Origin of the sequence: Streptomyces sp. NPDC001868 (assembly GCF_040297125.1) — a bacterium.
Taxonomy (GTDB): domain Bacteria; phylum Actinomycetota; class Actinomycetes; order Streptomycetales; family Streptomycetaceae; genus Streptomyces.
Genome location: NZ_JBEOYO010000005.1, coordinates 54,143 through 75,426 on the forward strand (window position 1 = coordinate 54,143; position 21,284 = coordinate 75,426).

23 protein-coding genes and 1 pseudogene are annotated in these 21,284 nt (G+C 71.5%); 14 read left to right on the forward strand and 10 right to left on the reverse strand.

The annotated features are described in order from the left end of the window. The first annotated feature begins 69 nt into the window (after nucleotides 1–69). A complete protein-coding gene (locus ABT147_RS08095) occupies nucleotides 70–819 on the forward strand; it encodes an AraC family ligand binding domain-containing protein (RefSeq protein WP_502983057.1) in 750 nt (249 codons plus the stop codon). 242 nt (nucleotides 820–1,061) lie between these two features. Here the strand turns inward: ABT147_RS08095 and ABT147_RS08100 are convergent, their stop codons facing one another. Further along, a complete protein-coding gene (locus ABT147_RS08100; RefSeq protein WP_351403389.1) occupies nucleotides 1,062–1,718 on the reverse strand; it encodes a M15 family metallopeptidase in 657 nt (218 codons plus the stop codon). Between the two features lie 474 nt (nucleotides 1,719–2,192). Between ABT147_RS08100 and ABT147_RS08105 the strand changes: the two genes are divergently transcribed. Further along, on the forward strand, nucleotides 2,193–3,050 hold the full coding sequence (locus ABT147_RS08105) for a type II toxin-antitoxin system PemK/MazF family toxin (protein ID WP_351403391.1): 858 nt from the start codon (nucleotides 2,193–2,195) through the stop codon (nucleotides 3,048–3,050). On the opposite strand, the gene ABT147_RS08110 is transcribed toward ABT147_RS08105, so the two are convergent. Next, entirely contained in the window at nucleotides 3,001–6,096 is a 3,096-nt protein-coding gene (locus ABT147_RS08110) for an AfsR/SARP family transcriptional regulator (protein WP_351403392.1), read from the reverse strand. The two genes, ABT147_RS08105 and ABT147_RS08110, sit on opposite strands and share 50 nt — an antisense overlap. A gap of 236 nt (nucleotides 6,097–6,332) precedes the next feature. After that, nucleotides 6,333–6,935: an HDIG domain-containing metalloprotein gene (locus ABT147_RS08115; RefSeq protein ID WP_351403393.1), complete on the reverse strand. Its 603-nt coding sequence runs from the start codon at nucleotides 6,933–6,935 to the stop codon at nucleotides 6,333–6,335. 298 nt (nucleotides 6,936–7,233) lie between these two features. On the opposite strand from ABT147_RS08115, the gene ABT147_RS08120 reads away from it, so the two are divergent. From ABT147_RS08120 to ABT147_RS08145, 6 genes and pseudogenes are all read left to right on the forward strand, one after another. Continuing rightward, nucleotides 7,234–7,464, forward strand: coding sequence for a hypothetical protein (locus tag ABT147_RS08120; RefSeq protein ID WP_351403394.1), 231 nt, complete (start codon nucleotides 7,234–7,236; stop codon nucleotides 7,462–7,464). A gap of 58 nt (nucleotides 7,465–7,522) precedes the next feature. Further along, entirely contained in the window at nucleotides 7,523–7,654 is a 132-nt protein-coding gene (locus ABT147_RS08125) for a hypothetical protein (protein WP_351403637.1), read from the forward strand. Continuing rightward, on the forward strand, nucleotides 7,651–8,400 hold the full coding sequence (recO, locus tag ABT147_RS08130) for a DNA repair protein RecO (protein WP_351403396.1): 750 nt from the start codon (nucleotides 7,651–7,653) through the stop codon (nucleotides 8,398–8,400). Before ABT147_RS08125 ends, recO begins: the two co-directional genes overlap by 4 nt. A 54-nt stretch (nucleotides 8,401–8,454) precedes the next feature. Next, the gene (locus tag ABT147_RS08135; protein WP_351403397.1) at nucleotides 8,455–9,291 is read left to right on the forward strand and encodes an isoprenyl transferase; all 837 of its coding nucleotides are present in this window, start codon (nucleotides 8,455–8,457) and stop codon (nucleotides 9,289–9,291) included. 3 nt (nucleotides 9,292–9,294) lie between these two features. Beyond that, nucleotides 9,295–9,819, forward strand: a complete 525-nt coding sequence (locus tag ABT147_RS08140) for a YcxB family protein (RefSeq protein WP_351403398.1) — start codon at nucleotides 9,295–9,297, stop codon at nucleotides 9,817–9,819. Nucleotides 9,820–9,858: 39 nt separating this feature from the next. Next, nucleotides 9,859–10,332 (forward strand): annotated as a pseudogene (locus ABT147_RS08145) (histidine-type phosphatase); the annotation flags it as partial. A gap of 48 nt (nucleotides 10,333–10,380) precedes the next feature. On the opposite strand, the gene ABT147_RS08150 reads toward ABT147_RS08145, so the two are convergent. The 4 genes from ABT147_RS08150 to ABT147_RS08165 form a co-directional block, all read right to left on the reverse strand. Then, entirely contained in the window at nucleotides 10,381–10,794 is a 414-nt protein-coding gene (locus tag ABT147_RS08150; RefSeq protein ID WP_351403399.1) for a Fur family transcriptional regulator, read from the reverse strand. 71 nt (nucleotides 10,795–10,865) lie between these two features. After that, complete coding sequence (locus ABT147_RS08155; RefSeq protein WP_351403400.1) at nucleotides 10,866–11,810, reverse strand: metal ABC transporter permease; 945 nt, start codon at nucleotides 11,808–11,810, stop codon at nucleotides 10,866–10,868. A 13-nt stretch (nucleotides 11,811–11,823) separates the two neighbouring features. Then, nucleotides 11,824–12,591, reverse strand: coding sequence for a metal ABC transporter ATP-binding protein (locus ABT147_RS08160; protein WP_351403401.1), 768 nt, complete (start codon nucleotides 12,589–12,591; stop codon nucleotides 11,824–11,826). Between the two features lie 28 nt (nucleotides 12,592–12,619). Further along, entirely contained in the window at nucleotides 12,620–13,582 is a 963-nt protein-coding gene (locus tag ABT147_RS08165) for a metal ABC transporter substrate-binding protein (protein ID WP_351403403.1), read from the reverse strand. Between the two features lie 227 nt (nucleotides 13,583–13,809). Between ABT147_RS08165 and ABT147_RS08170 the strand changes: the two genes are divergently transcribed. After that, a complete protein-coding gene (locus ABT147_RS08170; protein ID WP_351403404.1) occupies nucleotides 13,810–15,192 on the forward strand; it encodes a glycine--tRNA ligase in 1,383 nt (460 codons plus the stop codon). Nucleotides 15,193–15,322: 130 nt separating this feature from the next. Here ABT147_RS08170 and ABT147_RS08175 read toward each other — a convergent pair whose 3' ends face one another. Continuing rightward, nucleotides 15,323–16,438 carry an endonuclease/exonuclease/phosphatase family protein gene (locus ABT147_RS08175; protein ID WP_351403405.1) on the reverse strand — a complete coding sequence of 372 codons (1,116 nt, stop codon included), beginning with the start codon at nucleotides 16,436–16,438 and terminating at the stop codon, nucleotides 15,323–15,325. A gap of 248 nt (nucleotides 16,439–16,686) precedes the next feature. On the opposite strand from ABT147_RS08175, the gene ABT147_RS08180 reads away from it, so the two are divergent. The 3 genes from ABT147_RS08180 (at nucleotide 16,687) to ABT147_RS08190 (ending at nucleotide 19,394) form a co-directional block, all read left to right on the forward strand. Then, on the forward strand, nucleotides 16,687–17,649 hold the full coding sequence (locus tag ABT147_RS08180; RefSeq protein ID WP_351403406.1) for a DUF4394 domain-containing protein: 963 nt from the start codon (nucleotides 16,687–16,689) through the stop codon (nucleotides 17,647–17,649). 96 nt (nucleotides 17,650–17,745) lie between these two features. Then, nucleotides 17,746–18,774, forward strand: a complete 1,029-nt coding sequence (locus ABT147_RS08185) for an aldo/keto reductase (protein ID WP_351403408.1) — start codon at nucleotides 17,746–17,748, stop codon at nucleotides 18,772–18,774. A gap of 26 nt (nucleotides 18,775–18,800) precedes the next feature. Continuing rightward, nucleotides 18,801–19,394: a TetR/AcrR family transcriptional regulator gene (locus ABT147_RS08190; protein ID WP_351403409.1), complete on the forward strand. Its 594-nt coding sequence runs from the start codon at nucleotides 18,801–18,803 to the stop codon at nucleotides 19,392–19,394. A gap of 43 nt (nucleotides 19,395–19,437) precedes the next feature. Here the strand turns inward: ABT147_RS08190 and ABT147_RS08195 are convergent, their stop codons facing one another. After that, entirely contained in the window at nucleotides 19,438–19,902 is a 465-nt protein-coding gene (locus ABT147_RS08195) for a VOC family protein (protein WP_351403410.1), read from the reverse strand. A gap of 21 nt (nucleotides 19,903–19,923) precedes the next feature. On the opposite strand from ABT147_RS08195, the gene ABT147_RS08200 reads away from it, so the two are divergent. Both ABT147_RS08200 and ABT147_RS08205 read left to right on the forward strand, forming a co-directional pair. Beyond that, nucleotides 19,924–20,607 (forward strand): CGNR zinc finger domain-containing protein, encoded by a 684-nt coding sequence (locus tag ABT147_RS08200; RefSeq protein WP_351403411.1) that lies wholly within the window; start codon nucleotides 19,924–19,926, stop codon nucleotides 20,605–20,607. A 41-nt stretch (nucleotides 20,608–20,648) separates the two neighbouring features. Then, a complete protein-coding gene (locus ABT147_RS08205) occupies nucleotides 20,649–21,053 on the forward strand; it encodes an SRPBCC family protein (protein WP_351403412.1) in 405 nt (134 codons plus the stop codon). Nucleotides 21,054–21,065: 12 nt separating this feature from the next. On the opposite strand, the gene ABT147_RS08210 is transcribed toward ABT147_RS08205, so the two are convergent. After that, nucleotides 21,066–21,272: a hypothetical protein gene (locus tag ABT147_RS08210; RefSeq protein ID WP_351403413.1), complete on the reverse strand. Its 207-nt coding sequence runs from the start codon at nucleotides 21,270–21,272 to the stop codon at nucleotides 21,066–21,068. Nucleotides 21,273–21,284 lie beyond the last annotated feature (12 nt).

Below are 21,284 nucleotides of genomic sequence, written 5' to 3' on the forward strand. Positions count from 1 at the left end.
GAGGGTGCGGGCGCGGGCGGAGCGGTCTGGTGGGACACCGGGCCGGTCGTCGAACGCACCCCGCCCGCCATGCTGCGAGGGCCGCACCCCACCGCGATCTTCATCGGCCACTTCGCCATGCCGCGCGGCACCGCCTTCACCCGCCACTGGCACGCCGTCCACCAACTCGCCTGGTCCGCCAAGGGGTTGCTGCGGGTCACCACCCGGCGGGGCTCCTGGCTGCTGCCGCCCACCCTCGCCCTGTGGATCCCCGCACGCGTCCCCCACACCACCGAGTCGGCCGGCGACACGGTGATGCGCAGCCCGTACGTGGATCCCGCGAGCTGCCCCGGCATCGACTGGCCGGAGCCGACGGTGGTGGCGGTGGGCCCGCTGCTCCAGGCGCTCATCGAACACCTCCTCCGCACGGACCTGCCCGCCGAGGCCCGCGCCCGCGCGGAGGCCGTCCTCCTCGACGTCCTGCACCCCGTCCCCGTCACCAGCGTCACCGCCCCCGAGCCCAGCGACCCCAGAGCCCGCGAGGTCGCCCGCGCCCTCACCGCGAACCCGGCCGACCCCCGGCCCCTCGCCGCCTGGGGCACCCAGGTCGGCGCCAGCGGCCGAACCCTGGCCCGGCTCTTCGTCACCGAGACGGGCCTCGCCTTCGGACAGTGGCGCGAACAGGCCCGGATGCGCGCCGCGATGCCGCTGCTCGCCGAGGGCCTCCCCATCGAGTCCGTCGCCCCCCGCGTCGGCTACGCCTCGGCCAGCTCCTTCGTCGCGGCGTTCCACCGGATCGTGGGCGTGACCCCGCGCCAGTACTTCCCCGTGCACCGCTGAGCGGCGACCCCCACGGGCAGGGGAAGCACGGCACCATCCGCCCGAACCGCCCCGCCCCGCACATGACTTCGCCCCCGCCACCCCTGCCCGTCCCATCCACAGGGTGCTGCCCCTGGCCCCCGCTACGGGGTTCGCCGTCGAGGCGACACGGAGGACGGGGTGCAGCCCTCGGGGATGGGACGGGTAGGGACGACGGGGGCGGGAAAGCCCCGGGCGCCTCGGCGGGAGCGGCCCGGTCCGGACTACGTGCCGGTCCTCGCGGGCCCGTACAGCGCGTTCGGCGCGCCCGTCATCAGTGCCCAGTACCTGTCCCCGTACGACCAGTGCCACCACTCGGTGGGGTAGTTGACCAGCCCGGCCGTGGTGAGCGCCGCGCTCAGGGTGCGGCGGTTGCGGCGGGCCGTTTCGGAGATGTTGGGCGCGTCGGTGTAGCAGGCGTCGTCGCTCTCCTCGGGGCTGGCGTCGAGGCGGGTGCCCATGTCGAGTTCCTCCCCGGCGGCGGTGCACAGGGTGAGGTCGACCGCGGCGCCGGCGACATGCGGCCCGATCTCGGGCGGGGAGAGGGAACGGCTGGCCTGGACCCGGAGGTACTCGTCCGACCAGTCCGGGTTGGCCTCGCGCAGTTCGGCGGCGTACCTCTCGAAGTACTCGATCTGCAGGGTCAGCGGCCGGTACCCCTCGGTGACCAGCAGCCGCAGCCCGTCGGGCAGCAGCCGGGCGGCACGGGCGAGCCGCCACGCGACGCCCTCGCGCAGATGCGCGTACGACCCCTCGGGGTCGGCCTGGCGGGAGTCGACCACCACGAAGGGCAGCTCCCTCAGGTCGACGAGGGGCTCACCGCACTCCTGGACCGGGACACCGGCGACCTCGGGGTCGCTCATGAGGATGATCGAAGGCATGCGTCGTCCTCCACCGGGCGGGAGGTGTGAGGCGGCGGGCTGTGCGGCAGCACCCCGGGGAGGGACCTGATCCCCTGATGTCCCTCCCCGGGGGCTTCCCCCCTTGAGTGGTGGTCTGCGGCCTGGAGCCGGGCTTTCCCCCAGCCCGTCCTGCTGTTCCGAACCCACTGTTGTCACGTTCCCACCGGTCCGTCCCCTGTGCGCTCCGGTGGGCCGACCGGCCGGGCGGTGGTCGCCCGGCCGATCCGTTGTTCCCCCGAGAACAACGAGAATGCCGCACTCCGCTGGAAGTTCTCTGCAAGTCCGCCGCAAGCGGGTTTCGGCCTGGCCGACCGGCGACCACGACCGCGACCGACGGCCGGCCGCCGGCGGCGGAAGCGGTCCTGTTACGTACCCGCGTACGCAATTCCACGGATCCCGGGCCGTGTTCCCCGCACGGAATGCTGATCTTCCGCGGGGAAACAGGAGGATCCGGTGGTCCGTCGCACCAACACGTCGTGCCTGGGCATGGCCGTCAAGGCCTATCTGCTGCTGGTGGTGTGGAACACCGTCGGTTACGCGCTGGTGCTGCCGGTCGTCGTACCGGACGTGATGGCCGCCCAGGATCCGCCGCTGCCGCCGCCCACGGCCGAGCAGTACGCGCTCCTGCACGCCGTCCCCGTCGCGGTCGCGCTGGGCCTGGCCGCGTTCACCAGATGGTCCCGGCCCAGCCCCTGGTGGTCCTACGTCTGCCACGCGGCGGTCGTCCTCGTCGCGAGCCGCGCGGCCGTGCTCTGGGCGGACGCCCGGTTCGAGTCGGCGATGCTCGCGCTCAGCGGGGCGGCCGGGCTCGCCGCGTTCCTCTGCCACCGGGCGGTGCGCTGGTGGGACGACGGCGGCTTCAACGGCGGCCGGCGCCGCCCCGCGCCCGGCGAGATCTGGCATGCGTACGTTCCGTACCGGGACACCGAGGGCGGGAAGGAACGGTACTGCGTGGTCATGCGGCCCCGCCTCCGCCATGTCGAGGTTCTCCAGATCACCAGCCAGGACAAGGACCGCCGCGACGATCACATCCGTATCCCCAACGTCGGCTGGGACTTCTCCTCCGGCAAGGACCACTGGGTCGAGATCGGTCTGCAGCCCCGGCTCGTCCGCTACGACTGGTTCACCGACGTCAGGCCCAAGGGCCGCTGTCCGAAGCCGACCTGGCGACAGCTCCGGGCCCGCCGCCCGGCCGGCGGCACGGCGGCGTCCCTCCGGTCCCGGATCGCCCGGATCGCCCGGATCACGCGGGTCACGCGGGTCACACCCACGGCCACGGCTCGTTCCGTTCGCGGGCCTCGCAGACGTTGAACACCGCCATGGCCTCGGCCCGCAGCGCGTCGGCGCCGGCCCGATCGCCGAGCGCGGCCCGTACGACGGACAGGTTGCGCAGGGCACGGGCCCGGGGCAGCGGCAGGGCGAGGACGGCCCAGAGGGCGGCGGAGGCCGTCAGCAGCCCCTCCGCGTCCGTCAGCCGGCCGTCGGCCAGCGCGCACTCGCCGAGCGTGCGCAGCGTCAGGGCCTCGCCGAAGCGGTCCTCGTGGACCCGGCAGACCTCCAGGATCTCGTGCAGTTCCGCCTCCGCCTCCCGGATGTGCCCGAGCCGCAGCCGGGCCTTGGCCCGGGCCCGCAGGGCGTACGCCGCCATGTGCGGGTCGCCGAGGGCGCGCAGGATCTCCAGCGCCTGCTCGGCCACGCGCGCGGCGTCCTCGTACGCGCCGAGCGAGCGGTGCACCAGGCTGAGGGTGCGCAGCGCCAGGGCCTCGCCGCGCCGGCTGCCGAGCCGCCGGTACGCCCGCAGCGACTCGTCGAGCAGCGGGAACGCGCCCTCCTGGTCGCCGAGTTCTAGCCGTACGGAACCGCCGTACCGGCAGGCGACCCCGACCCCGGTGTCGTCGCCGACCCGCCGGAAGCCGTCGGCCGCGTCGGTCAACGCCCGCTCCGCGTCACGCAGTTCACCGACCTCGCGGCAGGCGCTGCCGAGGCCGGCGAGGGCGGCGGAACGGCCGCGTACGTCGCCGAGTTCGGTGCAGATGCGCTCGGCGGTGCGGAAGTACTCCTGGGACTCGGCGATGCGGTCCTGCTCGTAGCGGAGCTGGCCCAGGCCGATGATCAGCAGAGCCTCGCCCGAGCGGTCCTCGGCGCGGCGGGCCGCGGCGAGGGCGGCGTCGTGGCTGCGCCACCAGGCGTCGAAGCGGTTCTTGATGGCGAAGGAGGAGGAGCAGAGCGCGGCGGCGGCTTCGCAGGCGAGGGTGTGCAGGCCCATGGCCGCCGCCCGCTCCACCGCGTTGGTGAGGGTGTCGGCCTCCGCGTCGAACCAGGCGAAGGGGTCTTCCAGGGCTCGGTGGGTTGTTCGGGCGCCTACCGGGGTGGGGGGTTCTGTTTGTTCGCGGGTTTCGGTCGTGGGTGGTTGCTCGCGCGGTTCCCCGCGCCCCTTCAGGGGCGCTGGTGTGAACCTCTGTCTCAATGTGACCGCGCCTGAGGGGGACTTCTCCGTCACTCTGTCCATCAGCCACAGGCCCGCCGAGAGGGCTCTGCCGACCGCTGCCGTGCGGTCTTCCACCGGGTCCTCGGTCTCCGCTCGTTCGGCGGCGTAGACGCGGACCAGGTCATGGAGGCGGTAGCGGGGCTGGCCGATCTGGTCGGTGCCGGGGCAGTTGATCAGCTGGGCGTCCAGGAGGCGTTCGAGGATCTCCTCGGCCTCGTCCTCCGGTGTGCCGGACAGCGCGGCCACCGTCCACACGGCGACGTCCGCCGAGCCGAGCGTGGCGATACGGCGCAGCACCCGGCGGGCGCACTGGTCGAGGGCCTGGTAGCTGAGGCCGAGGCCGGCCCGTACCTCCAGGTCGCCCACGGACAGCTCGTCGAGGCGGCGGTGTTCGTCCGCGAGGCGCTCGGCGAGCACGCTGGGCGTCCAGTGCCGCCGGGTCGCCAGCCGGGCGCCCGCGATCCGCAGGGCCAGCGGCAGCCCGCCGCACAGCTCGACGATGCGCCGCGCCGCGGCCTGTTCGCGCGGGTCGTCCGGGGTGCGTTCCGGGCCGGTGACCCTGGTCAGCAGTTCGAGGCCGCGGGCGTTGTCCAGGACGTCCAGGTCGGTGCGCCGGGCCCCGACGAGCCCGCCGAGCCGGGCCCGTGAGGTCACCAGCACCCCGCAGGTGGCGCTGCCCGGCAGCAGCGGCCGTACCTGGGCCTCGCCGTTCGCGTCGTCCAGGACCAGCAGGATCCGCCGCCCGGCGACGAGGCTGCGGAACAGGTCGCCGCGCTCGGCCGTGTCCTCGGGCGGGTCCGCGCCGAGCGCCCGCAGCAGCCGGCCCAGGACCTCGGCGGGCGGCACGGGCTCGCTGAAGCCGTGCAGTTCGGCGTAGAGCTGACCGTCGGGATACTCGCCGGCCACCCGGTGCGCGGCCTGCACGGCGAGCGCGGACTTGCCCACCCCGGCGGCCCCCGACACCACGACGACGGGCATCGCCTCCCGCTCGCCGGTCAACCCCGCGACGACCCGCGCCAGTTCCTCCTCCCGCCCGGTGAAGTCCCCGATGGCGGGCGGCAGCAGGGACACGGGCCGGGGCGCGGCGGCCTGCTGCGGGGCGGCGGTCGTGGGGGAGACGAGCAGCGCCGGGTCGGCCCGCAGGATGGCCTCGTACAGCCGGGTCAGCTCCGGGCCCGGGTCGAGTCCCAGTTCCTCGGTGAGCACGGCCCGGCCCTCCGCGTAGACGGCCAGCGCGTCGGCCTGCCGGCCCAGCCGGTACAGGCCCAGCATCAGCTGCCCGCGTGGCCGTTCCCGGGTCGGCCGGGCCCCGACCAGTTCGGTCAGCTCGGTGACCAGCTCCGCCTCGTGCCCGCCGGCCTCCAGCTCGGCGGCGATCCGTTCCTCCAGGGCCGCCTGCCGGGCCTCCTCCAGCCGCCCGGCCTCACCCCGCAGCGCGTCCCCGACCCCGCCGAGCGCCGGGCCGTGCCACAGCTCCAGCGCCTCCCGCAGCAGCCGTGCGGCCTCCGTGTGGTCCCCGTCGGCGGCGGCCCGCCGGCCGTCCGCCGTCAGTGCCTCGAACTCCGCCACGTCGACCCGTCCGACACCGGGCCGCATCACATACCCCGGCGGCCGGGTCTCGATCGCCTCCGCCGCCTCGGCGGGCAGCGCCCGCCGCAGCGCCGACACATACGTCTGCACCAGCGCCCGCGCGGTGTCCGGGGGCTCGTCCCCCCAGATCACGTCCACCAGCGCGTCCGCGGGCACCACCTGTCCCGCCCGCAGCAGCAGCACGGCCAGCAGCGCTCGCGGTTTCGGTCCGCCCAGCCGCAGGGGTCTGGCACCGTGCCACGCCTCGACCGGGCCGAGCAGTCGGAATTCCAGCTCCACGGGTCCCCATCTTCCGTGCCGTCGGACCGCCGGGACAGCGGTTGCTCACGCAACGTTCGACGCTCATGTACGCCGAGTGGTTTCCCAGGACGCGTGATGCGCCAGCGAGTTGTCGGAAAACGGGGGAACCAGAGGGAATCTTAGGTGGGCGACGCGGAGATTCCCCGCCTGAGTGAGGACCACCTGTGACGATGCTGTGAGGACCGCCTGTGGCGATGCGGTACGGGAGCCCCCGGTCAGGGGCGGACGGGACGGACGGGGTGGGCCGCCTGGAAGGCCAGCCGCCGGTCCGCGTCGGCGCCGAGCCGGTCGAGCAGGTCGTCGAGGGCCAGGAACTCCTCCCAGACGGGCCTGCCGCTCACCTCGGCCAGCCGCCCGACCACGAGGTCCTCCAGCTCCCGGACCCGCTTGTCCTTCCACACCTTGTCCGCCAGGGACACCAGCAGATCCTCGATCCCGGTCCCCGGCTCCGCCCACGCGGCATGTGTCGCCGCGAACCTCGCCCACTCCGGCTCGACGCCGTGCTCCAGCAGCAGTCGGCGCCCGGCCTCCTCGTGCGCGGAACCGGGGCCCGACAGCTCCCCGGTGTGCGCCGTCTTACCGATGTCGTGCGTGGCCGCCCCGAAGAGCACGGCCGCACGGTCGAACGACAGCTCCGGGTAGCGCCGCTCCGTCCAGTCGGCCAGCTCGTACGCCACGTCGTGCACGAGCCGCAGATGCGCCGCGAGCCGTGGCGGGGCGTCGAGGCTCCGCAGCAGCGCGACGGCCCGCTCCGGCAGCGGGCGCAGTGGTGGGTCGGTGACGGCGGTCAGGGGATCGGCGGCGCGCGACGAATGCACGGCATTTGTATACAGGCCGTTCAGTTCTCTTGGCCACGGCCCAACGCTTTTGCGCCGCCCGGAAGTTGTACAGCACAGACTCCCGCCGAGTTTAGGCACGGCAGGTCACCAGGGAGATGCGAAGAGTGAAATTCGATGGTGCAGGGGAGCACCGTGAAGGCAGTGGGAGAAGGGCCCGGGGGACGACACTCGGCGGGCGCGTCGAAGAGGCGGAGGAATCGGTGGAGGAATTGCGGCGGACGGCCGGGAGGGCAGGAATTGTTCTGTCGTCACCGGGCATTTCGGCGGCGGCTCTGCGGTGAGCGGGCACGGGAAGAAGCCGGCGATCGGCACCTACGCGGTCGACACCCGCACCGGGAAGGTCGGCCGGGTCATGGGCCACGAGGGGCCGTACGTACAGCTGCGGCCGGTCGGCGGAGGGAGGGAGTGGGACTGCGCCCCCGAGGCCGTACGGGCGGCCACGACCATAGAACGGCTGCGCGCGGCGACCGCGTACGAGAACGCCCGCAGCCGGGGTGAGGTCCCTTGAAGGGGTGACCGTGGCCCGAGGTCCCTCCAAGGGGTGACTGTAGGCGAGAATGGGCGGCATGAGTCTGTTCCGCGACGACGGCGTCGTCCTGCGCACCCAGAAGCTGGGTGAGGCGGACCGGATCATGCTGTGCTCTCCCGGGGGACGACCCCCGTACCCCCAGCAGGAAACCCGCGGGGGTGCGCGATGAGTCTTTTCCGGGACGACGGCGTGGTGTTGCGCACCCAGAAGCTGGGTGAGGCGGACCGGATCATCACGCTGCTCACTCGTGGTCATGGGCGGGTGCGGGCGGTGGCCCGGGGGGTGCGGCGGACGAAGTCGAAGTTCGGGGCGCGGCTCGAACCCTTCTCGCATGTGGACGTGCAGTTCTTCGCGCGGGGCAGCGAGCTGATCGGACGCGGACTGCCCCTGTGCACCCAGAGCGAGACCATCGCCCCGTACGGCGGCGGCATCGTGAGCGACTACGCCCGCTACACCGCCGGGACGGCCATGCTGGAGACGGCCGAGCGGTTCACGGACCACGAGGGCGAGCCCGCCGTGCAGCAGTATCTGCTGCTCGTCGGCGGGCTGCGCACCCTCGCCCGCGGCGAGCACGCGCCGCACCTCGTCCTCGACGCCTTCCTGCTGCGCTCGCTCGCGGTCAACGGCTACGCCCCCACCTTCAGCGACTGCGCCAAGTGCGGTCTGCCCGGCCCGAACCGGTTCTTCTCCGTCGCCGCCGGCGGCTCCGTCTGCGTGGACTGCCGGGTGCCCGGCAGCGTCGTACCCTCGCCGCAGACGCTGGAACTGCTCGCCGCGCTTCTTACGGGAGACTGGGAGACCGCGGACGCGAGCGAGCCGCGGCATGTGCGGGAGGGCAGCGGGCTGGTGTCCGCCTATCTGCACTGGCATCTGGAGCGCGGCCTGCGCTCCCTGCGCTACGTGGAAAAGTCGTAGACCGTACGTCGTAAGTCATCAGCGGTACAGCGGTACAGAGGAGACGAGAAGCACATGGTGGTACGCGGGTTCCTGGGGCGTCAGCGCCGCGAGTACAAGGCACCGACGCCGCACCCGTCCGGCGCCCGCGCGCCCAAGCTCCCCGGTGAGCTGGTCCCCAAGCATGTGGCGATCGTCATGGACGGCAACGGCCGCTGGGCCAAGGAGCGGGGGCTGCCGCGCACCGAGGGCCACAAGGTCGGCGCCGAGCGCGTGCTCGACGTCCTCCAGGGCTCGGTCGAGATCGGCGTGCGCAACATCTCCCTCTACGCCTTCTCCACGGAGAACTGGAAGCGCTCGCCCGACGAGGTCCGCTTCCTGATGAACTTCAACCGCGACTTCATCCGCAAGACCCGCGACCAGCTCGACGAACTGGGCATCCGGGTCCGCTGGGTGGGCCGGATGCCCAAGCTGTGGAAGTCGGTCGCCAAGGAACTCCAGGTCGCCCAGGAGCAGACCAAGGACAACGACCTGCTCACCCTGTACTTCTGCATGAACTACGGCGGCCGGGCCGAGATCGCCGACGCCGCCCAGGCCCTCGCCGAGGACATTCGCGCGGGCCGGCTGGACCCCTCCAAGGTCACTGAGAAGACCTTCGCGAAGTACCTCTACTACCCGGACATGCCGGACGTCGACCTGTTCCTGCGCCCCAGCGGCGAGCAGCGCACCTCCAACTACCTGCTCTGGCAGAGCGCCTACGCCGAGATGGTCTTCCAGGACGTGCTGTGGCCGGACTTCGACCGCCGTGACCTGTGGCGCGCCTGCGTGGAGTTCGCCTCCCGCGACCGCCGCTTCGGCGGCGCCATCCCGAACGAGGAACTGCTCGCCATGGAGGGCCGGACGGAGGACTGACCGTTGGCGCAGGCCGGTGGGGAGAACATCGAGCTGGTGTACCGGACGACGGCCGGGGACTTCCGCGAGGCGCTGCGCGTGTCGGCGCGGGCCTCGGCCGCCGGGCGGTGGGGGAGGGGGCTGCTGCTCTTCTCCGGCGGAACGGGGCTGGTCCTGGGGGCGGTGCCCCTGCTGCTCGGCGTCGTGCCCGACCCCAGGGTCCTCGTGATGACGGCCGCGCCGGTGCTCGGGCTGCTGGTCCTCCCGTACGTCCAGGCCCGGCTGCTGCATCGCCGGGCGGCACCGCTCGGCGTCCACCGCACGGTGCTGGACCTGTGGGGTGTCACGGTCGCGCACGACCGGGGCACCGAACGGGCGGCCCGCTGGTCACAGGTGTCCCGGTACGCGGAGACCCCGCACACCTTCGTCCTCCTCAGCGGCGCCCACGCGCCCCGCCTCACCGTGCTGCCGAAGCGGGGCCTCGCCGACCCCGCCGACACGGACCGGCTCCGCGCCGCCCTCGACCGCGAGGGCCTGACCCGGGTATAGCACTTGGTGCACGCCAGTGAGGCGCTTGGGGCGACGCAACGCGACGCCGCCTGGTTCGGCTACCTCGGCGACGTCGAGGACTTCTACGAGAAGGGCCCGAGCTTCGCCGACGGCGACATCACGTACAAGATGGCGGACGTCCTGCTCGACGACTTCTTCAAGCAGGTCGAGGCCAAGCGCGACGGGACGAGCGAGCTGGGCGCGGAGCTGCGGTTCACCCACGCCGAGGAGATCATCCCGCTCGCCGCGCTGATGGGCCTGCCCGGCAGCACCAAGGGCGCCACCACCGGCCGGCCGTACATCTACGCCGACAACCCCTGGCGCGGGGCGAACGTGGCACCGCTGGGCGCGAACATCCAGTGGGACGTCTTCAAGAAGGGCTCCACCCTGCTGGTTCGCATGCTCTACAACGAGAAGGAGACCGCGTTCAGGAGCGGCTGCCGCCCGGTGGCGAAGAACAGCTCCTTCTACGACCTGAACGAGCTGGAGCGCTGCTTCGGCCGCAAGGCCTGACGAGGCTTGTGCGAAGCCCGGCCAGGGCCTGACCTCCGGCGTCGTGGTCTACGAGGTCTTCGCCGCGCACTCCGCGCAGGTGCCGAAGATCTCCACCGTGTGGGCGACGTTCACGAAGCCGTGTTCCGCGGCGATCGCGTCGGCCCACTTCTCGACCGCCGGGCCCTCCACCTCCACGGCCTTGCCGCAGACGCGGCAGACGAGGTGGTGGTGGTGCTCGCCGGTCGAGCACCGGCGGTACACGGACTCGCCGTCGGAGGTGCGCAGGACGTCGACCTCGCCCGCGTCGGCGAGGGACTGCAGCGTGCGGTAGACGGTGGTGAGCCCGACCGAGTCGCCCTTGTGCTTGAGCATGTCGTGGAGGTCCTGCGCGCTGCGGAACTCGTCGACCTCGTCCAGTGCCGCGGCCACGGCCGCCCGCTGCCGGGTGGAACGACCTCGTACAGGTCCAGCGGTCGTCACCGTTGCCTCCTCACGTAGCGGTCTTGCGGGGGCCATTGTGCCAGTCCGCACCGTCCCCGGTCGGACACCGGTCAACCGGCGGACCCCTCGACGGAGCTCCGACTGGCCGGAACCGCATCCCCGGCCACTCCCGCCCCGGCGGCCTCACGGGCCTTCGGGATCACACATTCCCCCGGGTCGCCGGCGGCCGCTTCCAGGGCCTTCGCACGCCGCCTGGCCAGCGGCGTGGCCAGCGCGGTGAGCACCATGAACGCGGCGATGGCGAGCAGCACGATCGTCGCGCCGGGCGGCACGTCCTGGTAGTACGAGGTGACCGTGCCGCCGATGGTCACGGAGACCCCGATGGCGACCGCGACCGCGAAGGTCGCCGCGAAACTGCGGGTCAACTGCTGTGCGGCGGCGACGGGGACGACCATCAGCGCGGACACCAGCAGCAGGCCGACGACGCGCATGGCGACCGTCACGGTCACCGCCGCCGTGACCGCCGTCAGCAGGTTCAGCGCGCGGACCGGCAGGCCGGTGACCCGGGCGAACTCCTCGTCCTGGCTGACCGCGAACAGCTGCCGGCGCAGGGCCAGCGTCATCACGATCACGAACGCGGCCAGGACGCAGATCGCGGTGATGTCCTCCTGCGACACGGTCGACAGCGAGCCGAAGAGGAACGACATCAGGTTGGCGTTGGTGCCGCCGGGCGCGAGGTTGATGAGCATCACACCGCCGGCCATGCCGCCGTAGAAGAGCATGGCGAGCGCGATGTCGCCGCGTGTCCTGCCGTACCAGCGGATCAGCTCCATGAGGACCGCGCCCAGCACGGACACCAGCGTCGCCATCCACACCGGGGACCACGACAGCATGAAGCCGAGGCCGACGCCGGTCATCGCGACATGGCCGATGCCGTCGCCCATGAGGGCCTGGCGGCGCTGGACGAGGTAGACGCCGATCGCGGGGGCGGTGATGCCGACGAGGACGGCGGCGAGCAGGGCCCGCTGCATGAAGGCGTAGTTGAGGATCTCCATCGCGAATGCCTTCTCAGCTCAGCAGGCCCGTACGGACCGGCTCCGTGCCCGGTGCCGCGTGCGGGTGGACGTGGTCGTGGCCGGGCAGCGCGTGCTGGCCGACCGCCTTCGGGGGCGGGCCGTCATGGGTGACACAGCCGTCGCGGAGGACCACCGCGCGGTCGATCAGCGGCTCCAGCGGGCCGAGTTCGTGCAGGACCAGCAGCACGGTCGTACCGCGTTCGACCTGCCCCCGGAGCGTCTCGGCCAGCACCTCCTGGCTGGCCAGGTCGACACCCGCCATCGGCTCGTCCATGATCAGCAGTTCGGGTTCGGAGGCGAGGGCGCGGGCGATCAGGACGCGCTGGTGCTGGCCGCCGGAGAGGGCGTTCACCGAGTCCTTGGCGCGGTCCGCCATGCCGACCATCTCCAGGGCGTGCCGGATCGCCTCGTGGTCGGCCTTGCGGAGGATGCCGAGGCGGGTGCGGGAGAGCCGGCCCGAGGCCACGATCTCCGTCACGGTCGCCGGGACACCGCCCGCCGCCGTCGTGCGCTGCGGTACGTATCCGAGGCGCTTCCAGTCGCGGAAGCGGCGGCGCGGGGTGCCGAACAGCTCGATCTCGCCGTCACTGACCGGCACCTGCCCGATCACCGTGCGTACGGCGGTGGACTTGCCGGAGCCGTTGGCGCCGAGCAGCGCGACGACCTCACCGCGGCGCACGGTGAGGTCGATGCCGCGCAGGACGGTGCGCGAGCCCAGTTCGGCGCGGACGCCGCGCAACGAGATGACGGGCTCGGTCATGCCTGCTGCCTCCGAAGGGTCAATGAGGTCACTTGGCTCCCAGGGCCGTCTGGAGGGCCTTGAGGTTGGCTTCCTGGACCGAGAAGTAGTCCTTGCCGCGCGATTTCTCGGTGATGCCCTCGATCGGGTCGAGGACGTCGGTCTTGAGGTTCGCGTCGGCGGCGATGGTCTTCGCGGTCTTGTCACTGACCAGTGTCTCGTAGAACACGGTGGTCACGCCGTCGGCCTTCGCCATCTTCTCAAGTGCCTTGACCCGCGCGGCACTCGGCTCGGACTCGGGGTCGAGGCCGGAGATGGCCTCCTCGGTGAGGCCGTAGCGCTCGGCGAGGTAGCCGAAGGCGGCGTGGGTGGTGATGAAGATCTTGGTGTCGGTGGTCTTCAGACCGTTCTCGAACTGGTCGTTCAGCGCGCCCAGCTTCTCGACCAGGGCCTCGGTGTTGGTCTTGTAGGTGTCCGCGTGGTCCGGGTCGGCCTTCTCGAAGGCGGCGCCGACGCCCTTGGCGATCTCCGCGTACTTCACGGGGTCGAGCCAGACGTGGGGGTCCTTGCCGGCCAGTTCCTCGTTCTCGTGCTCGTCGTGCTCCTCCGAGTGGCCGCCGACCTCGTTGCCGTGGTGCTCCAGCGTCGTCAGCGTGGCGGCGTCGATCTTCGTCTTCAGCTCGGACTGCCCGACCGCGTCGTCCACGGAGGGCTGCAGGCCCTTGAGGTAGAGCACGGCGTCCGACTCCTGGAGCGCGGCCGTCTGCTGGGCGCTGATCTCCAGGTCGTGCGGCTCCTGGCCGGGCTCGGTCAGACTGGTGACGTTCACGTATTTCCCGCCGATCTGCTCGGCGAGGAAGGCCATCGGGTAGAACGACGCGACGACGTCGAACTTGTCCGTGTTGCCTGCGGCGGCACTGTCGGTGGAGCAGGCCGAGAGCGTGGTGAGGCTCAGGGCGGCGGCCGCGGTCGCCGCCGCGGGTATCAGGACTCGTCGTCGTACTGCGTTCATGACAGTCATTTTCATCTTATCTGGAAACGATTGTCAACAAGGCTGGTGGTAAGCCCTTGGTAAGGCCTTTGTCCGGCTCTTGTCCGTCTCCGGCCGTCTCCTTCTTCGAACCGATTTGATCGGAGGGCAGGCCCCGCCGGTAACCTGAAGCATTCGCTCTGAAGCGCGTTCGCTTCCCTCCAGGGGCGCATCGCTTCGTCGCCCGTCGTCGTAATGAAGAGAGCACCGTGGCCGCCGACAAGATCGACACCATCGTCAGCCTGAGCAAGCGCCGAGGCTTCGTATTCCCCTGCAGCGAGATCTACGGCGGCCAGAAGGCCGCCTGGGACTACGGACCGCTGGGTGTCGAGCTCAAGGAGAACATCAAGCGTCAGTGGTGGCGCTACATGGTGACGTCGCGCGAGGACGTGGTCGGTATCGACTCGTCCGTCATCCTGGCCCCCGAGGTCTGGGTCGCCTCCGGCCATGTCGCCACCTTCTCCGACCCGCTCACCGAGTGCACCTCCTGTCACAAGCGGTTCCGCGCGGACCACCTGGAGGAGGCGTACGAGGCGAAGAAGGGCCGCCTGCCGGAGAACGGCCTCGCGGACGTCAACTGCCCCAACTGCGGCACCAAGGGCCAGTTCACCGAGCCCAAGCAGTTCTCGGGTCTGCTCTCCACCCACCTCGGCCCCACCCAGGACACCGGCTCGGTCGCCTATCTGCGCCCCGAGACCGCCCAGGGCATCTTCACCAACTTCGCCCAGGTGCAGACCACCTCGCGCCGCAAGCCGCCGTTCGGCATCGCGCAGATGGGCAAGTCCTTCCGCAACGAGATCACGCCCGGCAACTTCATCTTCCGCACCCGCGAGTTCGAGCAGATGGAGATGGAGTTCTTCGTCAAGCCGGGCGAGGACGAGAAGTGGCAGGAGTACTGGATGCAGGAGCGGTGGAACTGGTACACCGGCCTGGGCATGCGCGAGGAGAACATGCGGTGGTACGACCACCCGCAGGAGAAGCTCTCCCACTACTCCAAGCGCACCGCCGACATCGAGTACCGCTTCCAGTTCGGCGGCAACGAGTGGGGTGAGCTGGAGGGCGTCGCCAACCGCACCGACTTCGACCTCTCCGCCCACGCCAAGGCCTCCGGCCAGGACCTGTCGTACTACGACCAGGAGTCGAGCGAGCGGTACACGCCGTACGTCATCGAGCCGGCGGCCGGTGTCGGCCGGACGATGCTGGCGTTCCTGCTCGACGCGTACACCGAGGACGAGGCGCCCAACGCCAAGGGCAAGCTGGAGAAGCGGACGGTGTTGCGGCTCGACCACCGGATCGCCCCGGTGAAGGTGGCCGTGCTCCCGCTGTCGCGCAACCCCGAGCTGTCCCCGAAGGCCAAGGGGCTCGCGGCGGCGCTGCGGCAGAACTGGAACATCGAGTTCGACGACGCCGGTGCGATCGGGCGCCGGTACCGGCGCCAGGACGAGATCGGTACGCCGTACTGCGTGACCGTGGACTTCGACACGCTCGACGACAACGCGGTGACCGTGCGTGAGCGGGACTCGATGAAGCAGGAGCGGGTTTCCTTGGACCAGATCGAGGGTTACCTCGCTGGGCGGCTTGTCGGCGCGTGATGCCGGGGCCGGGTTCGCGTCTGCCCGGCTTGAGTGAGGGGCCGGCCGCGGGTTGTTCGTGGCTGGTCGCGCAGTTCCCCGCGCCCCTTGAAGGGCCTTCGGCCCTCACGGGTGCGGGGAACTCTGCGTTTTACAGGTCCAGGTCGGCGTAGAGGGCCGCGTGGTCCGAGGCCTGGTTGAGTTTTGAGGTGACTGTGGTGAAGGGCTCGAAGGTTCTCGGGGCCCAGATGCCCCGGCGTTCGACGCCGACGTGTGTCACGCGGTCCCACAGCTCCGGGCTGAACATGAGGTAGTCGAGCTTCTGTTCGTCGCGTTTGCCGGTGCCGTGGGTGCCCGGGGGATTGGTGCCGTAGCTCTCGTGGGTCATGGCCTCGCGCAGGCCCGCGTCGAGGAGGAGCTTGATCGGGGGACTGGTCAGTGTGTCGTTGAGGTCGCCGGCCACGACGACCCGTGAGGAGCGTTCGAGGGCGGCCTCGTAGATCTCCCTGACCCGCTTCGCCTGGGCCTTGCGGCGCCTGTCGTTCTCGGAGGCGCGGCCGAAGCCCTTGCTCTTGAAGTGGTTGCCGAGGATCCACAGGGGTTCGCCCGCGACCTCGACCTCGAACTCGGGGCAGTCGCGGCTGAACACCGGGCCGCCGTCGTCGCCGGGGTCGAAGATGTGCGACCGCACGGAGGTCACCGGGAACCGGCTGAGGATGCCGACGTCGATGCCACGGCTGTCGTTGCCGTCGACGAGCAGGTTGAACGGGTACGGGTCGTGCCCCATCGCCCCGCCCAGCACCTGGGTGTTGAAGCGGTCCAGGGTGAGCCGGTCCTCCACCTCGACGGTGAGCAGGATGTCCGCGTCCACCTCGGCCATCACCCGGGCGGTGTTCTCCACCGCGTCCCAGCTGATGTCGCCCCGCACCATCTCGGCCCAACCCGACCACTTGGCCCGCCCCTTGGCGACGATCCTGATGGCGGGGCCGCCCGTCGGGGACACCGTGTAGAGCTTGGCGCCGCCACGGGGCTGGTTGACGAAGAACGGCCGGCTGCTGCCCGGGTCCGAGTCGTGCGCGCCGTGCTTCACGATCAGCTCGGCGATCCGTTCCTTGTCCGCCTCCTGGTAGATCTCCTTGTCGAGGAGGCCGGCCAACTCGGTGAAGTCGTCCAGGATCTCCTTGCGCCGCACGTCGTCGTCGAGGCCGAACACCGTCGGCCGGCGGAAGAGGTTCTCGGCGTTGAAGGTGGCGATACGGATGGTCATGCGCCCTCCTGGGGCCACGCGGCCGGTGACGGGCTTGACGGGCCTGACGGGCTGACAGGCACCTCGAATTGTCCGAGAGCGGGCGATTGGTGTCCAACGGAATGCCATGGAAACCTCTGGAACACCATGGAAGCTTCCGGAGTGCCCGGAAAAATCTCGTACGACCCACCAATCCGGACGTTCCCCCGGTCCGAAGAAGGGGTCATACGGCCCGCAGGGGGCGGGCCGCGCATCTCACGGGGGCGCACATGCGCAAGCAAGCAGTCATCGGCGTACTGACCATAGCGGTGGCGATCGGGACGGTCGGCGCGGTCGGATCCGGGGTGCTGGGCGGATCGTCGGCGTCGACCGGGGTCGCGGGCAGCGACTCCTCCGGCACCGGCACGGGCGCCGGAACCGGTATCGAGTCCAAGGGCGGCGGTCTCGGCGCCGGGGCGCGGGTGACCGGTGGGCTGAAGGCCGTCGGTCTCACCGCCGACCAGCGGCTCGTCGCCTTCCGCGTCGACAAGCCGGGTTCCGTCGTCCCGCTCGGCAAGGTGGGCGGCCTCCGGGGCGACACCAAGCTCATCGGTATCGACTACCGCGTCCAGAACAACAAGCTGTACGGCGTCGGCGACCGGGGCGGCATCTACACGATCCGCGAGGTGGGCGCCAAGGCCACCAAGGTCTCCCAGCTCACGGTCGCCCTCCGGGGCAAGGCGTACGGCGTCGACTTCAACCCCGCCGCCAACCGACTCCGGGTGATCAGCGACACCGGACAGAACCTCCGCCACAACCTCGACGATGCCCAGGGCGCCCCGGCCGCCGGCACCACGGCCGTCGACGGCACCCTGACCAACCCGCCGGTCCCGCCCGCCACGACCGGCGCCACGGCCCAGGGGGTGACCGGAGCGGCGTACACGAACAACGACCTCGACACCACCACCGCGACCACCCTCTTCGACCTGGACACCGCCCAGGACCAGGTCTCCGTCCAGTCCCCGGCCAACGCGGGCAACCTCGCCCCCACCGGGAAGCTCGGCGTCGACGTGCCGCCGGACTCCGGGTTCGACATCTACAGCTCGGCGAAGAGCGGGGTGAACGCCGGGTACGCGGTGACGGGGACGCGGGTGTTCGGCGTCAACCTGCTGACGGGGAAGGCGAGTTCGATGGGGAGCTTCCCGAAGGGGCGGAAAGTGGTGGACCTGGCGATCCCGCTGCGACAGGGCTGACGGAACGAGGTGAAGTGACGGAGGGAGGGGTCGAAGGGTGACGGCTGACAGCTGACAGATATTGAAATCTGTCAGCTGTCATGCCATCGTGGGGTCATGACCACGACGACACCGACCCGCACCCTCGGAACCACCGGCCCCCAGGTCTCCGCCCTCGGCCTCGGCTGCATGGGCATGTCCGCGCTGTACGGCGACGCCGACCGGGCCGAGTCCATCGCGACGATCCACGCGGCGCTCGAAGCGGGCGTGACGCTGCTGGACACCGGCGACTTCTACGGCATGGGCCACAACGAACTGCTGATCGGCGAGGCCCTGCGCACCGCGCCCGCCGCCCGCCGGGAGCAGGCGCTGACCAGCGTCAAGTTCGGGGCGCTGCGTGACCCGGACGGGGGCTGGTCCGGGTACGACGGCCGCCCGGCGGCGGTGAAGAACTTCGCCGCGTACTCCCTCCAGCGCCTCGGCACCGACCACATCGACATCTACCGGATCGCGCGGGTCGACCCCGGCGTACCGGTCGAGGAGACGGTCGGCGCGATCGCGGAACTGGTCGAGAAGGGGTACGTCCGCCACATCGGCCTGAGCGAGGTCGGCGCGGAGACGATCCGCCGCGCCGCCGCCACGGCTCCCATCACGGACCTCCAGATCGAGTACTCGCTCATCTCGCGCGGCATCGAGGACGAGATCCTGCCGACCACGCGCGAGCTGGGCATCGCGGTCACGGCGTACGCCGTCCTGTCCCGGGGCCTGATCTCGGGCCACTTCACCCGCGACCGGCAGCTGGGCGCGGGGGACTTCCGGGCCTCCTCGCCCCGTTTCCAGGGGGAGAACCTCCAGCACAACCTGGACATGGTCGATGCCCTGCGGAAGATCGCCGAGCAGAAGGGGGTGTCGGTCGCGCAGATCGCGATCGCCTGGGTGCTGGCACAGGGGCCGCGCCACGACACGGACATCGTCCCGCTCGTCGGCGCCCGCCGCCGCGACCGGCTGACCGAGGCGCTGGGCGCGCTGGACGTGACCCTGGACGCGGCCGACCTGGCGGCGATCGAGGGCGCCGTCCCGGCCGACGCGGCCGCGGGCGACCGCTACCCGGCCGCGCAGATGGCACACCTCGACAGCGAACGCTGATCACTCCTGCGGGTACGGTTCCCACCATGTCACCGACCTCCGAGACCCTGACCGCCGAGCGCATCCTCGAAGCGACCGAGGAGGTCCTGCGCCGCCACGGGCCCGCCAAGGCCACCGTGGTCGACGTGGCCCGCGCGCTCGGCGTCAGTCACGGCAGCGTCTACCGCCACTTCCGTACGAAGGCGGTGCTGCGGGAGGCGGTGACCAAGCGCTGGCTGGACCGCACGACGGCGACCCTGACCGCGATCGCCGACGAGGACAGCGCCCCGGAGACCCGGCTGCGCGCCTGGCTGACCGCCCTCTTCGACGCCAAGCGCCGCAAGGCCGGCGACGACCCCGAGCTGTTCGCCACCTACCAGGTCCTGGCGGACGAGAACGGCGAGGCGGTCGGCACCCACATCACCGAACTGACCGACCAGCTGGCCCGCATCATCGAGTCGGGCGTGACCACCGGCACCTTCGCCTCCCCCGGCCCCGACCCCACCCCCACCGCCCGAGCCGTCTTCCACGCCACCGCCCGCTTCCACGACCCCTCCTACGCCCCCACCTGGCTACAGCCGGACATCGAGGCCCAGTTCGAGGCGGTCGTGGACCTGGTGGCGCGGGGGCTGCGGGCCTGAACGCGCGGGCGCCGGGCGGGCGGTGGCCCGGCGGGGCATACGCCTACGCCGCGCAGAACTCGTTCCCCTCCGGATCCCGCATCACCCACCAGTGCCCCGCCGGGCCCCGGTCGAACTCCTCGACGCGGGTGGCGCCCAGGGTTTCCAGGCGGGTGACCAGGGTGTCCAGGCCGTCGGGGTCCGCGTGGATGTCGATGTGGAGGCGGTTCTTGACCGTCTTGGGTTCGGGGACGTCCTGGAAGAGGAGGCGGCGGCCCTTGCCGATGCCGGTGAAGGGGTCGTACGGGTCGTCGGGGTGGCGGACGGCGGCGTAGCCGCGGAAGACGTGGTGGCCGTTGTGCTCGGCGACGGCGGCCTCGGGGAGATCGCCCGTGGCGAGGAGGTGGGTGATCAGCGTGCTCGGGTCCTCCACCTCGTAGCCCAGCGCCGCGGCCCAGAAGTCGGCCAGCGGCTGGGCGTCCCGGGTGTCGATGACCAGTTTCCAGTTCAGTGCGGTGGTCGTAGCCATGTAACCGGTTATATTGGTTACATGGGTTCGACGTCCAGGGCATCGGCTGCGAAGGGGGTGTCGGGAGTGTCGGCAGCGGCTGGCATCCGACTGCGGTCCTACTCCGGGAACGTCTACCGGTTCGATCCGGGCGCGCTGTGTCTGGAGCTGCTCGTCACCGGCGGTCCCGGCGCCCTGGCCCGCTACGAGGTGCTGCACACCCCCGACGACCTGACCGCATGGGCCGATCAGTCCCGGCTCACGCCCACGCCCCTCGCGCTCCACGTCACGGCGGACGACGTGGCGTACGCCCGGCGGCTGCGCGACGCGCTGACCCGTACGGTCGTCTCCCGCGTCGTCGGCGGCGCCGGGCTCCCCGAGCTGGGCATAGCGGCGGCGGACACCGCCGACCTCGACCTCGTCAACGAGGCCGCGGCCCGCCCGCCGCTCGCCCCGGCGATCGGCGCGGACGGCACCCGGGGCTGGGCCGCCGGCACGGCGACCGGGGCGCAGCTCCTCTCCACGGTCGCCCGCGACGCCGTCGACCTCCTCACCGGGCCGTACGCGGAACGGATCCGCATGTGCGCCGGCGACCGCTGCTACCTCCTCTACGTCGACACCTCCCGCCCCGGCCGCCGCCGCTGGTGCTCGATGGAGCACTGCGGCAACCGCCACAAGGTCCGCGCCCACCGTGTGCGCCGCTCCGGGGCGGCGCCGGTCGAGTAGCGGCCCCGCCGGGCAACAGTCCACGAGAAAGGGTGATCCTCATGTCCACGCGATCCACCGGACTCACCAAGGACGCCGGATGGGAAGTCGGCGTATCCCGCACCCTGCCCCAGTCACCCGACGCCGTATGGGAGTTCATCAGCGGACCGCGGGGGCTGGAGCTGTGGCTCGGGGCCGGGGCGCGGCTCACTCCCGAGCGCGGTGCCGCGTACGAGACCGACGAGGGCGCCACGGGCGAGGTGCGCGGCTACCGGCCCGGTGACCGCATTCGCGTCACCTACGGCGACACGACCGTCCAGGTCGCCGTCTCGGCGGCCGGCGGCGGCAGGACCGTCCTCGTCTTCCACCAGGAACGCATGGCGAGCACCGAGGAACGCGAGCGCCAACGGGCGCACTGGCGGCGGGTGATGGACCAGGTCGCCGACGCCCTCGACCAACTGGCCTGACGCCGGCGGCGGTTACGAGTCCGTCGGGTCCACCGTCGCCTGGTGGGCCTCGGCGAGGTGTTCCTCGGCCTTCAGCCACGGCAGGAACTGCGCGCCCTTGCGCCAGCCGCAGGTGTCGCAGCTGATCGTGCGCTGCACCCCCGACCGCTGGACCCGCACGATGTGCTCCCGCCCGTGCTGATCCCAGCGGCTCACCTTGCTCGTGTTGATCTGCTGCATGACGTCTCCAGC